Origin of the sequence: Nocardia farcinica, from assembly GCF_001182745.1 — a bacterium.
Classification (GTDB): domain Bacteria; phylum Actinomycetota; class Actinomycetes; order Mycobacteriales; family Mycobacteriaceae; genus Nocardia; species Nocardia farcinica.
Genome location: NZ_LN868939.1, coordinates 2140120 through 2152751, shown reverse-complemented (window position 1 = coordinate 2152751; position 12632 = coordinate 2140120). Strand labels below are relative to the sequence as shown.

Sequence of the window (12632 nt, the reverse complement as noted above, 5' to 3'; positions counted from 1 at the left end):
GCATGCTATCGTACGTACGTCTAATTTGACGTACGTACGTACGACCGGAAGGCTCATACACCATGTCCTCCACAGCGCCGCCCCACGCACGTGCCACCGCGAGGACGTGGGCGGGCCTCCTGCTGCTGCTTCTGCCGGCGCTTCTGGTCTCCATGGACATTTCAATCCTGTTCGTGGCCGCACCGGAGATCTCCGTCGCATTGGATCCGACCGCCTCGCAGATGGTGTGGGCGATGGACATCTATGGCTTCGTGATTGCGGGACTGCTGCTGCCGATGGGTGGCCTCGGCGATCGGATCGGTCGACGGCGGCTGCTCATCATCGGCGCGGTATTGTTCGGCATCGCCTCCGCCTTGCTGGCCTTCGCGCCGACGGCGGAGATCCTCATCGTCGCAAGAGCAGCCCTCGCCGTCGGGGGAGCCACGCTCGCCCCCTCCACGTTGGCGCTGATCCGAGACATGTTCGCGGCGGAGCGAGAGCGAGGCATTGCGGTGTCCGCGTGGACGGTGGCGTTCGCCGGTGGGTCGGTACTGGGACCCATCGTGGGCGGGGTGCTGCTGGAGCACTTCTGGTGGGGGTCGGTCTTTCTCGTGAACGTTCCCGTGATGCTGGTTCTGGTCGTGGCAGCATCCTGGCTGCTCCCGGAGTCGCGCAGCACCACGCCGCATCCGTACGATCTTCCAGGAGCCGCGCTTGTGACCGTGAGCATCATCGCGGCGGCGTTCGCGGTGAAGCACACGGTGTCCGAGGGGCCCGATGCCGCATCCGCGGGCGCGGTCGTGCTCGCTGCGATCGGGGTCACCGCGTACGTCCAGCGCCATCGACGCATCGCCTACCCGCTGATCGACGCATCGCTGTTCCGTAACAGGCGCTTCAGAGCCGCGGTGGCGGCCAACGCGACTGTCGCATTGGCGCTCACCGGCCTCGGCTCCCTCGCGTTCACGTTCGTGCAGACGACCCACTCGCTCAGCGCGCTGCAGGCGGCTCTGTGGGCCCTGCCCGCATTCGCCGGCACGCTCGTCGGTGCCGGTGTCGCCGCGGCCATCCCAACCCGCTTCCCCCGCGCGGCGATTCTGGTCATCGGTGTGGCGATCGCCGGAGCCGGGTTCTGCGTCGTGGCGTGGTGGGGCGCGCCGGGCACGCTGTGGACGTTCCTGCTCGGTTACCTCGTGATCACGACCGGGGCCGGTCTGGCCACGCCGACGGCAAGCGCGCTCATCCTCGCAGAGGCGCCGCCGGCCCGCACGGGAAGCGCATCCGGTCTGGCGGAGAGTAGCACCGAGCTCGGCGGCGCAATGGGTATCGCGATTCTCGGGACGGCGGCGGCGACGGTGTACACCCGCGCCATATACGAGCTCGCGCCGTCGGAGCCCCGAGCGTTCGAGACGGTCGGCGGCGGCATGGAGGTCTTCCGGGGCGACGCGGAAATGTTGCAGGCGGTGATCGCGGCCTACGGGGACGGCGTCGTCACCGCCTCGCTGATCGGTGCCGGGGTGTGCCTGCTCGCCGGCGTCGTGCTGGCCGTCACCCTCCGGTGCCGTTCCGCTGGCTCCTCGGCTGACACCAAGCCGTCTCCTGCGCCGTGACACAGGGGACGAGCGGTTCGAACGGAAGAAGGAGATGAGGATGACCGACGACATATTCTTGAACGGCATCGCCGACGCTCTCGCGGCGCTGCCGACCGTGGAGGGCGTCGCACTCGGCGGCTCGCGCGCGCAGGGCACCGCCGCAGCGGACAGCGACTGGGATCTGGCGATCTACTACCGAGGCGCGTTCGATCCCGAGCACCTGCGCGCCGTCGGATGGGAGGGCGAGGTGTCCGCAGTCGGCGGGTGGGGTGGAGGTGTGTTCAACGGGGGAGCCTGGCTCACCGTCGGGGGGCGCAGGGTCGACGTGCACTACCGCGACCTCGATGTGGTCGAAGCGGAGATTGCCCGTGCGCGGCGCGGCGAGTTCGATGTCGAACCCCTGATGTTCCACCTCGCCGGGATTCCGACCTACCTGATCGTCGCAGAGCTGGCGCTGGGGCGGACGTTGCGCGGGGAGGTGCCGGTCGTCGACGAGTTCCCCGATGCGCTGCGCCGTTTCGCGTCGGCGCGGTGGGAGCGGATGGCGGAACTCACCCTGGCCTACGCAGCCGCCAATCACGCCCCCCGCGGCATGGTGACCCAGTGCGTGGGATCGATCGCGGTCGCCGCATGCCAGTTCGCCCATGCTGTCCTCGCCGCGGAGGGCGCATGGACGACGAACGACAAGAGGCTGCTGCATGCGGCCCGCCTGCAGGAGATCGACGGGGTGATCGCCGCGGCCGATCATGGCACACTCGCGAATGTCGTGGCCCAGGCCGGCGCCCTCGCCCGCGCGCGTCTGCGTAGCGCGACGGCTCACCTCGCTGACGGGATCGACGTTGCGTGACCGCGAGCGACGAGCGAAGATCGCCGACCGAGCGGCCCGGTCAGGAGCCGCGCGATGCCGACGCCGCGCGCCTGGCCGCGCTCGTCGCCCGCCCGGCCGTGCGTCGATTCGATCCGCAGCGGAGCGTCTCCTCGTCGACGGTGGCGCATCTCGTCGACATCGCCCGTCCGACCGAATCCGCGCGAACAACGCCTGCTCCAACCCCGCGCCTGGCGGCACTCACGAGCGGAACGGTCCGGATGCTCTGCGAACCACGACCGCGCAAACGCTTGCCACTGCTTCTGCTGTTTCGCCGACAGCGTGCTCGAGCTCGCGGGCTTGCCCCGCGCTCGACGGTCAGACGATTTCGAAGCCTGTGTCGACTGGATCGAACCCCGGAGCAAGGTCGTTGCGATGTGCGCGGTTGGCGTACCGATCATCGGGGTCCCGTCAGCAGCGCAGCGTCGCCACGCAGGCCGCGGTACCCCGGCGGCATGGGCACATACCCGGTCAGCGGAACTGCCGGATGGCATCTTCGATTACGGCGTAGGAGATGCGTTCTTGCTCGAGCCGCACGGACCTGCCGATGACCCCCTCCACGAGGTCGGTGTAGAGGCTCGATTCCTCTGGCGTGAGCGCCTCGAGGTGCTCGCTGGTGGGATCCGGTTCGGTGATCCAGTGAATCTCGTGGGCAAGGAGGATGGCGCGGTCCATCAGCATGGACCGTGCACCCGCGAATGAGCGGCGCAGGCTGTTCAGGATCGCAAATCCGTGGGTGTCGATATCTCCCCAATAGACGAGGTTCCGCTGATCCAGCCACGTCAGAGTACGTAACCGAGATGCTGCGTAGCCCTCGCCGAAAAATACGACAGCGTCCTCGACCTGCGGGAACGCGAGGTAGGTGATCTCGTTCTCCACCACGAACACTGTGCGCTCCGCCAGCGGCATGTCGGCCAGCTCTGATACTCGGACGGCGAGTTCGCTGAATCCAGGTCCATCGGACAAGCGCCGGTACCGGATGTAGGAAGGCTTCGGGCGGAAACCGTACCGGCCGATGAAATCGGACGGGGACTTGCTGCGGTCGATACGCTCCTCCGGGAGCAGACGGTCCAGCAACGCTCCCAGCACCGGGCGGAAGCGTTCCACGAACTTGGTGTCGACTCCGGGCACATCGATCTGCCGAACGTACATGCCAGGACGCGCGTGCGCATCTATCCACAGGGCGGTGTCGACCAGCCGAGGCCACTCGTCCAGATACTCGAGTACTTCCATCGGTTTGTCGGACATCCACTCGGCGATGGCGGGAGCCCTGCGCCGGGTCGCGTCGAGCAGGATCGTGAACGATTCCACTGCCGACTGCACACCGAGGACGCTCCACAGCTGCTCGTAGGAGTCGACCCAGACGCGGCGGGGAATCGTGTTCGAGCCGACAACTCGACCACCGACCGGTCTCATCTCGACGCGAAGCTTGCGCACACGGCGCCACTGTTCGACCCAGGCACGGGCGCTGTCCAGATCGGTGACGATGTCCTGCACGCTCGGCCCCCGTATTCCGATCGCCATCGGCTGCCAGGGCATTCCGGTGGCGAACTGGGACAGGAACTCGCCACGAGTCCATCGCCGCCGCAGTTTGCCCAGCACATCGTCGGGCACGGTCCAACTGGTCGAGGTCACGTCAGCCACCCTGGTCCGAAGCGGTGGCGATAGCGTGAGCGAGTTGGCGCTGCTGATACTCCTCGATCGTCAAGGTCTGCAACCGCGAGCCGTCACCCGTCTTGTTGTCCACGAATCCGACCGCCGACACATAGGGTTCGATGACATGGATCTTCTGCAATGGGGTCACGATCAAGAGTTGCAGACCCAACCGCCGGAAGAGATCGAGCGCAAACCGGGTCGACTCGTCGGAACCGCGGCCGAAAGCCTCGTCGATAACCACGAATCGGAAGGTCTTCGACCTGCTCACCCCCCAATCGAGCTTGAACTGGTAGGCCAGCGACGCCGCGAGAATCGTGTAGGCGAGTTTCTCCTTCTGGCCACCGGATTTGCCGCCGGAGTCGGTGTAGTTCTCGTGCTCGGTGTCATCGGCGCGCCACCGTTCGGAAGCGGAGAAAGCGAACCAATTTCGCACGTCGGTGACCCGGCGGGTCCACTGCCGGTCGGATTCGGTGTGCCCCTCCCGCCCCTTGAACCGTTCGATCAGTGCCTTTACCTGGAGGAACTTCTGTTCGGAGTACTGGTTGGAATCGTCGCCGCTCAACGATCCACTGGTGCACTCCCGGAGTGCTTTGCGGAAGTCACGGACCTCGACATTCACCGTCGGATGTGGCTCGAGCCGGATGAACCGTCCGGGGTTGTAGTCGATGTCGACCAGCGAGTCGTTGATGGTTTCGATCCGCCGCTTGATCAGCTCTGCCTGCTTCGTCAGCTGAGAATGGAAACCCGCGATGTCGCGAATAGTGTTGGTGTTCAAATAGGTCTTGAACTCGGACTCGAATCGAGGCAGGTCGTCCGATGATATCCGTTTGTGCAACAACCGGTATTCACCTGCCGACTGCACCGAATTGTCGAACTCAACGGTTTCCAACGGGTACTCCCTACGGAAGTCTCCCATCCTTGCGACCGCGCGCGCCGCAGCCTTGTTCTGCTGGCCGGTGAGCCGATCGATTTCGGTGGTGATCGCGTCGTTCACCTCGATGCGGCAGGTATCGCAGTCGTCCGGGGTGACGAGGTTCCTGTCCCCGACACGCGTGTCCACAGCAGCAAACCATGCCTTGGCGGATGCGGCTGCTGGTTCATCCAGCGTGGCCTTCGTGTCGCGGAGTTGCCCAGCCGTGGTTCTGCGCTGGCCATCGAGATTTCCGAACTCCGTCTGCGCCTGCTTCTGGACAGCTTCGACCTCCTTGATCCGGGTAGCGATGGTCGCCAGCTCGGAGGTCAGTCGTTGCAACTCGTCAGACTGCTGTTCCAGCTGCGTCTTCTCGTCGGCGAGTTCGGCGATTCGGTTGACCGACGCCTGCCAGTCGATTTCGTCGAACTCGTCGACCTGCTCGAGCAAGGACAGTGTGGTGCCGAGCCTAACTTTCGCGGTCAGCTCGTCGTCGACCTTTTGTCTTCGCACGTCGTTGTCACGCGTTTGATCGTGCAATCTGCTCGCCTGGCCGAGCAGGGCGTCAATCTTGGCTTGATTGTCCCAGCCCAGGACGTAGTGGCGGCGGTCGTCGATCCGGCGTATGTCGTCTTTTTCGTGCCTGCCGCGAGCGCCTTTGATCTGCCCGGTCCTGGTGACAGCCTTGGCGACGCGCCGGAACTCCGCCATGGTGTGGACGCACTCGTAGTCTGCGCGGTGTGCCAGTTCACGTTCCAGCCACTCCGAGAACGGCGAGTCCTTGATCTCCAATCTCCTGAATAGCGACCCTTCCGACAGTGCTGGAGACGGAGTCCGGCTCAGCCGTTCCGGCACTCGGTAGTAGACGAGCTTGATGCCGAGATGCCGTTCGTTGATCCACTCGGAGACGACGTCATAGTGCTCGCTCGAGACGAGCATCGACAGCCCGAAGCTGCGCAGCAGCCGCTCAGCTGCCCCTTCCCATTCGGCGCTGTCCGCACGAATCCGGATGAGCTCGCCGGCGAACGGCAGCGCGGCGGAATCCACTCCCGTTGCAGCACAAAGTTGTTCGCGCATGTCCAGGCTGCTCTTAGGAATGTTGCTGCGCCGCTGCTGCAAGCTCAGCAGTTCAGTGTTGATCTCCCTGGCTTCGTCGTCGAGCGTGCGACGCGTGACAGCAAGATCGGTGAGTCGGTTCTGCAGCTCGGCCTTTTCCTGGTCGAGTCCGCTCTGCCTTTCGCAGACAGCGTGACGCCGGGCGGCGAACTGTGCCGCGTCCACGACTGCGGGCAGCTCGGCGGCCACCAGCAGCGACTGATAGTGGTCGTGTCGTTTCCGTCGCCGGGCGCGTTCGGCCTCCTCGGAGACGATCTCGGCTTCGAGCTGTCTGATTCGATCACCCCCGCAGCCCGCTCGCTCGAGTTCCAGATTCCGTTCCTTTCGGCGCAGCCGTTTCAGCTCGGCCTCCGCGTCGGCGCCGGCCGCCTCCTGCTGACCGAGCTCGACATCGAGGCTCGAAAGCCGGTTGACGAGAAGCGTCACCTTGCGATCGGCACAGTAGAACCGGAGTGCTTCCCGTTCGGCCTTGCCTGCGGCGATCCGCGCGTCGAGCTCGTCGTAGCTGTCGCACTCGGCGAGCAGGGGTTCGAGCATGGTGAGCTGTGTGCGTGCTTTGAGCACCGCTTCATGTGCCTTGGTCAGGTCTTCGAAATGGTGGACGAGCCGACCGGTCCAGTCCGCGGCGTCGAACGGCTCCAGCATGTGGGAACGGACGAAGTCGTTCAGGTTGCCCACCGATTTCATCGACACCGTCTGATGGAACAACTCCATTGCCTGCTCGGACTCGATTCCGAGCCGTCGGCAGAAGTCCTTGCTATAGGACGGAAAATGGTCGTGGACGCGAGCCTCCTGCTTACGCAGCCGACGCTTAAGTGTGCCGATGTCCCCACCGAACTCGGCGAAATCCTCCGCGATCGTCAAGCTCCGATCCGCTGTCACATAGAACCGGTCCGGCTGACCGACAGAGGTGTCACGGAACCAGAACACCTGGGCCAGCGTCACCGTCGAGTCGTAGCCGACGTTGGTGAAGGTTGCGAGGACAACCGTAAACGACCGGCGATCTCGCAACCCGACAGGCCGGGACGCTCCGGTCGCCTCGTTCCGCTCCGACTTGTAGTAGCCGAGTACATACGAGCGGAGATCCCGCTCCTTCGCGTCGGCCCCCGCTGCCTTGTTGTAGGAAATACGGTGCGCGGGTAGCAGCAATGTCGTGATCGCATCGACAATGGTCGACTTTCCGGAGCCGATATCGCCGGTCAGCAGGCAGTTGCGCCCCTCAGGACGGAAATGCCACACCCGTTGGTCGAAAGTCCCCCAGTTGTAGACCTCCAACCGCTCCAGCCGGTACCCGGCGAGGCCGGACTCCTCGGAGTCGAGACCGACCGCGCTGAACAGACCGTTCATCAGTGCGCCCCCTCCACGTCATCGAGTTGCTCGATGTACTCGCCGAGCCGCTGGTCGAATTCGGCCAGCCACTGCCCGTCCACGAACGCCTTGAGGATGCGCCGCACCTCGTAGGCGGCGTCCTGACCGGCGATCCGCCGCAAGAAGCCGAGATCGATGACCTTGCCGAGCAATGTGTCGATCTGATCGACCAGCCGTGCTTCATTGCTGCTCTCGGGCAGGAACATCCGCACCATCTCCACGAGCTGATCCCGGGTGAGGATCAGCCGGGTGTCGGCACCGGAGGCGTCGAACTCCGCGAGCTTCTTCCGCAGCAGGGCCAGCATCAGACTCACGTGAAACGACAGAGCACGCCGCGGAATCAGGCGGGGCAGCTTCCCGTCGTCGTCGGCCTCCGGCTTCGACCGCAGGAAGGCATACCCCTCGGTCTCGTCGACAACGACGGTCAGGCCCATCACCCCCACGTAGTCGCGCACCTGAGGCTGCAACGGCAACAGATTCCGCCAAACCTTCTCGTGACTGTCCGCGTAGACCACCCCCTTCATCAGGTGCGTGATGACCAACGGCAGGTCGAGCTCGTCGCGACGCAGAGAAGTGGACACCCCGCCATGCTAAAGATGTCCACTGACAGCACGGTCGCCGTGCGAGGGCCGAATGAATGTCACCCGCGGTATCGTCGCCACCCGCTCCGCGCCGCCGTCGTCTATCCAGCGCACCTGCTCCCGCGTCGCCTCGTCGAAAACGATCTGGAAAGCGGGGTCGTCGAGCGAGAGGTAGGCGATCAGCTCGGCCATGCCCTGCTCCAATGGACGACGCCCCAATACCTCACGCAGTCCGACCTGGGCACGTTCGCGCAGCTCACCGCGCACCACGCCACACAACAGCTCACGGTCCACAAACACCTGCTCGAACAGCGCCGACGCATCGACGTTCTCGTCCGCCTCAGCGATACCCGCACTGTCCAACGAAACCTTCTCCTTCGGGGTGTAGAGAGGCCGTTCCATCGGCAGTCCGATTACCGGCGCGGTGCCGTCGAGTTCGCAGGTGAGCGCCGGAATGGGCCGCTCGCGGAGCGCGAGAGCGGACGACTCGATGCTGTGCAGAATGTCCATCACCCGACGGTTCTCCAGCCACACCTGGTCGTCCAGGAACCGGCGCAGCTGCTCCGACAACAACCGCACAGTCGCCTGAGTGCGTTCGGCCGCGTCGAGCCAGTCGTAGTGGATGTGGCGCATTCGCGGGTCCGTCTCGCCCACCGCGTCCAGCGACTGGACTTTCTCGAGTAGTTCGGTGAGTTCGGTTTGCCGCTCATGCGAAAGAAGGAAGTCGTAGAACGCTTGGAAGCTGCGCCCTTGATCCGAGTCGGTGATAGCGGCGCGATTGCCAACCACCTCATCGAGCAGCTGCCCCCTGCTTCCAGCCCACCCGGCGATGCGTGCACGAAGCGACCGATCCAGTCCCCGGAAGTTGGCCTCGACCTCACGGAAGTCGGCCAACAGCTCTCGCGCGGTCGCGGCGAACTGCTGATAGCGGTCGCGCTGAGCCGAATCATCGAGCACAGCGAAGCGGCCGGCCGCGACCTGGGTGATCTCCGCGTCGATCGCACTCCGCCGCCGGTACAACTCGGCCAGCCGGACATCGGGATCGGTTTCCGCACCGTAAGCCATCTGGCGCAGCAGCTCGAATACGGTGTTCAAGCGGGACTCGGTACCAACGAACGAACGAACGCGGAGAGACTCGAGCCAGGTCAGCGCCTTTTCCACGGCAGGAGTCGCATCGAAGTGCGCCTCGTCTGAGCCCGCGGGGTAGTACTTCCGAAGCCAACCGTTCGCGGGCGCCGCCCAATCGTCGAGGTATGCCTTCGCAGCCTTGGGATACGTTGCCTCGCCATGCTGTTCGTTGAGTGCGTAGAGCTCATCGTCGAGACGGCCGGCCAGCTCGGTGGCCGAAATCGCCCGGACGTTGTCCACGACGAAGACCTTCCGCAAGAAACTGAGGACCAGGGGCGCGTGGTCAGCCCGCAACAGCCGCCATGCGGGATCGCTGCGACGCAGGAAGTCGATCTCGTCGAAATCCATTGATATCTCAGGTTCGCTCGGACTCATCGGCAACGTGGACAATGCTATCCACTGACGCGGCGGAAAGGGGCCGATCTCGGTAGTGCGGACTTGCCCTTGCGGCTCAACCTGATCCGTGGCGCCGCACGGCATGTCACTCCGCGGCCTCCGGCGGCCTCTCCGAACCGCCACGGAAGCCCATAGACCCATGTTGACCAAGTGCCTTCGTCCCACGCCAAGGACTTGAACTCTCGCGACCCACGCGGCACCGGCAAGACCCCCACCTGATGACCGGGCTCCGGGTCGCGGCCGGTCGCGCGGATTACCGATGCTGTTCGAGACCATCGGCAACTGCATCGCCCGCTCGGCCGCGACGCAGCATGCGCGGGGAGCACAGCGTGAAGAGGTCGGCGACGATCAGCTTCTCGGGCTAATTCCCGCGTGCGCGGGGAGCAGGAGCCGCCGGTCCACACGCGACGCCGTGGCCGGGGCTCATCCCCGCGTGCGCGGGGAGCACCCACCCTCAAGTCATCCCGATCAGTAACTCTCGGGCTCATTCCCGCGTGCGCGGGGAGCACTGGCTACGTAGCTCGATAGGTATCGCGGCTCAGGGCTCATCCCCGCGTGCGCGGGGAGCACGCCGGTGAGGGCGTCGAGGATCGCCCGGATCAGGGCTCATCCCCGCGTGCGCGGGGAGCACTGGTGGAGGGCTTTTGATCGGGAGGTCGAAGAGGGCTCATCCCCACGTGCGCGGGGAGCACCCGGCCAGGTGCTCCTCGGTCAGCAGCGGCTCGGGCTCATCCCCACGTGCGCGGGGAGCACACTTCCTGACCTGCAGTTCCTCAGCACGAGTCCACAGTTTTCATTCACTTTCAGCCAGCTCCTCACCTCCCTGACATTCACCATCGCACCGGTCGACAGCCAGACACACGGTGCCATTGACTCGACGCGCAAGGCCCCCTCCCGAACGTCGCCACTACCCTAATGTGGCCGAGCACACGGTGGCGGCCCAACCGGACCAGAAAGGAATGGAAGACATGGAGCCGAACTGCGCCGCTTCTTGCCCGGACTCTGGACGCAGCCCGGCGACCGGACAGCCCTGCCGGTAGCGTGCCAAGGCTTCGAATCCCCTCCCACTCCATCAGAAGACGCGCTCGATGGCACGCCTTTCGATGCCGCTCATGTCGCCGAGCCCGACGCTGGCCAAGGCGTCGAGGGCGGCTTCAATAAGTTCGACTTCAGCAGGACGACTGGTTCGCGGATGATGTCGATACCGCACCGGTAGAACAGGCGAAGAAGTGGCCTTGTGGCGGCTTCTCCACGCGCCAACCGGACCGATCGGAACGTATCGGAACAAGGGCAGGTGGGCGCGGTTGCAGGAGAAGTGAGTCCACGGAACAGTCAGCTCGAAGCGGGGACCGCGATCGACAGGGCGGCCGGCATGGCGTCGGCGTCGATGCTTGGCGCTCGAGGAATAGGGAGCTAAGCCGACGATCTACGCCGCGAAGTTCAGGGCGTGGTCGCCGTGGCGGGCTCGATGCTGTGGCGCTTGACCAGCAGCACGATCGCCAGCACCGGATACAGCAGGATCGCCAGCAGCGCGCCGGGATAGAAGCTCTGATCCACCAGGACCGACGTGCCGGTCAGCAGGGTGAAGTCGAATAGGCCGTGCAGCACCGAATTGACGGTGTTGCTGCGGCTGACCCGCCGAATCAGGTAGAAGAAGTAGCCAGCCAGGCTGACCATGATCGCCTGCCCGATCGCGTTCGCGCCGTGAGTGAGGCCATTGGTCAGATGGACCGCACCGAACACGATGCTCGACCACAACGCGACCCTGCCCTCGCTGAGCCCGTGATCACGCAGCACCACCACACCGATCCCGCGGAACATGCCCTCCTCGCCCCAGCCGACGAACTGGGTTGCGATCAGCAGCACCAGTGTGTACAGCAGCCCCTTCTCCGACAGGGCGCTGTAGTTGATGCCGAAGACGATCGCAACCAGGAACACGATCGGTACCACCCGCACCCACGACCGGACCGAGCGATCATCATGCAAGACCGGGTGGAGCCATCCCAGATAGGCAATCAACCCGTAGGTGAATACCAAGGCGATACCGAGGGGGATGATCATGCCGTAGAACACCGCGCGCGTGGACAGGAAATCGTCCTCACCGGTCAACGCGGTCATCAACAGACCACCGAGCTGGATGATCGCCAGATACACGATCACGGCCAGCGCGAACATACCCAAGGACAAGCGGCGGCGACCGGCCGCTGCGGCTGATAGTGCGGTGTCGGGCGTGCTCATGCAGGAAAGGCTAACCCTCCAGGAACCGTGGACGCTTGATTGAAAGCTCACCGCGCTCCTCGGCCCCGGACACGAACCGGCGCCGACCAGCTTCTACGCCATATCCGTTGGTTTTCGGCGGTTACTACCGAAACCCACACATGTCAGTGGGCGGCGCACACGCAGACGACGCAGCCGAACACCTCCTCTGCGGGAGCCGTGGGCCACGCCACGTCGACCGGGCTCATTCCCGCATGGGCGGGGAGCACCAGCGGATGCATCAGCGCACCCCGAATCCGCCGGGCTCATCCCCGCATGCGCGGGGAGCACATGAGGACCAGGCCGATCCCCTTGCTCTCGTAGGGCTCATCCCCGCATGCGCGGGGAGCACCTGTCGGCGGGCATCGCCCGCTTCGCCCTGCCGGGCTCATCCCCGCATGCGCGGGGAGCACCACGCGGCGTCGACCTCGGTGGGGGTCATGGGGGGCTCATCCCCGCATGCGCGGGGAGCACTCGAATTCCTCGGCACGCGCCACGTCGGTCCCGGGCTCATCCCCGCATGCGCGGGGAGCACGGATTCCTTCGGCCTCGGCGAAGGCTTCGCGGGGGCTCATCCCCGCATGCGCGGGGAGCACACTTCCTGACCTGCAGTTCCTCAGCCAACGTCCGCTTTTTTCATTCACTTTCAGTCGGTTCCTCACCTCCCCAACAAACGCACCGTCGCGTCGGCCGATCGCGATCAGCCCGCTTCATCGAAGCTGGTGAACCAGGGCCTCCGCTCCCTGCCCAAACGGTGCCCCACACCTTAGCGAGCGACATGCATGGTG

General features: G+C 65.0%; 7 protein-coding genes and 2 CRISPR repeat arrays. Of the genes, 2 read left to right on the top strand and 5 right to left on the bottom strand.

Annotation, left to right across the window (positions count from 1 at the left end):
• Positions 1–62: 62 nt before the first annotated feature.
• Both AMO33_RS26660 and AMO33_RS26655 read left to right on the top strand, forming a co-directional pair.
• A complete protein-coding gene (locus AMO33_RS26660) occupies positions 63–1586 on the top strand; it encodes an MFS transporter (RefSeq protein WP_060594690.1) in 1524 nt (507 codons plus the stop codon).
• A 40-nt stretch (positions 1587–1626) separates the two neighbouring features.
• Complete coding sequence (locus tag AMO33_RS26655) at positions 1627–2415, top strand: nucleotidyltransferase domain-containing protein (RefSeq protein ID WP_060594689.1); 789 nt, start codon at positions 1627–1629, stop codon at positions 2413–2415.
• 489 nt (positions 2416–2904) lie between these two features.
• Here AMO33_RS26655 and AMO33_RS26650 read toward each other — a convergent pair whose 3' ends face one another.
• The 5 genes from AMO33_RS26650 to AMO33_RS26630 all read right to left on the bottom strand — a co-directional run bounded on the left by AMO33_RS26650 (position 2905) and on the right by AMO33_RS26630 (position 11826).
• On the bottom strand, positions 2905–4068 hold the full coding sequence (locus AMO33_RS26650; RefSeq protein WP_060594688.1) for a DUF3322 domain-containing protein: 1164 nt from the start codon (positions 4066–4068) through the stop codon (positions 2905–2907).
• Position 4069: 1 nt separating this feature from the next.
• On the bottom strand, positions 4070–7462 hold the full coding sequence (locus AMO33_RS26645) for an ATP-binding protein (protein ID WP_060594687.1): 3393 nt from the start codon (positions 7460–7462) through the stop codon (positions 4070–4072).
• Positions 7462–8007, bottom strand: a complete 546-nt coding sequence (locus AMO33_RS26640) for a DUF4194 domain-containing protein (RefSeq protein ID WP_060595168.1) — start codon at positions 8005–8007, stop codon at positions 7462–7464. The genes AMO33_RS26645 and AMO33_RS26640 overlap by 1 nt, the downstream gene beginning before the upstream one ends.
• Before the next feature lie 66 nt (positions 8008–8073).
• The gene (locus AMO33_RS26635; RefSeq protein ID WP_060594686.1) at positions 8074–9540 is read right to left on the bottom strand and encodes a DUF3375 domain-containing protein; all 1467 of its coding nucleotides are present in this window, start codon (positions 9538–9540) and stop codon (positions 8074–8076) included.
• A 406-nt stretch (positions 9541–9946) separates the two neighbouring features.
• Positions 9947–10341: a CRISPR direct-repeat array (repeat unit 29 nt; unit sequence GGGCTCATCCCCACGTGCGCGGGGAGCAC).
• 687 nt (positions 10342–11028) lie between these two features.
• On the bottom strand, positions 11029–11826 hold the full coding sequence (locus AMO33_RS26630) for a CPBP family intramembrane glutamic endopeptidase (protein ID WP_060594685.1): 798 nt from the start codon (positions 11824–11826) through the stop codon (positions 11029–11031).
• A gap of 219 nt (positions 11827–12045) precedes the next feature.
• A CRISPR array of direct repeats spans positions 12046–12440; the repeat unit is 29 nt; unit sequence GGGCTCATCCCCGCATGCGCGGGGAGCAC.
• Positions 12441–12632 lie beyond the last annotated feature (192 nt).

Excerpts from the sequence above, each read along its gene's own strand:
- AMO33_RS26655 (WP_060594689.1), top strand. The coding sequence starts at position 1,627 with ATGACCGACGACATATTCTTGAACGGCATCGCCGACGCTCTCGCGGCG.
- AMO33_RS26640 (WP_060595168.1), bottom strand. The coding sequence starts at position 8,007 with ATGAAGGGGGTGGTCTACGCGGACAGTCACGAGAAGGTTTGGCGGAAT.
- AMO33_RS26660 (WP_060594690.1), top strand. The coding sequence starts at position 63 with ATGTCCTCCACAGCGCCGCCCCACGCACGTGCCACCGCGAGGACGTGG.
- AMO33_RS26645 (WP_060594687.1), bottom strand. The coding sequence starts at position 7,462 with ATGAACGGTCTGTTCAGCGCGGTCGGTCTCGACTCCGAGGAGTCCGGC.
- AMO33_RS26630 (WP_060594685.1), bottom strand. The coding sequence starts at position 11,826 with ATGAGCACGCCCGACACCGCACTATCAGCCGCAGCGGCCGGTCGCCGC.
- AMO33_RS26635 (WP_060594686.1), bottom strand. The coding sequence starts at position 9,540 with ATGGATTTCGACGAGATCGACTTCCTGCGTCGCAGCGATCCCGCATGG.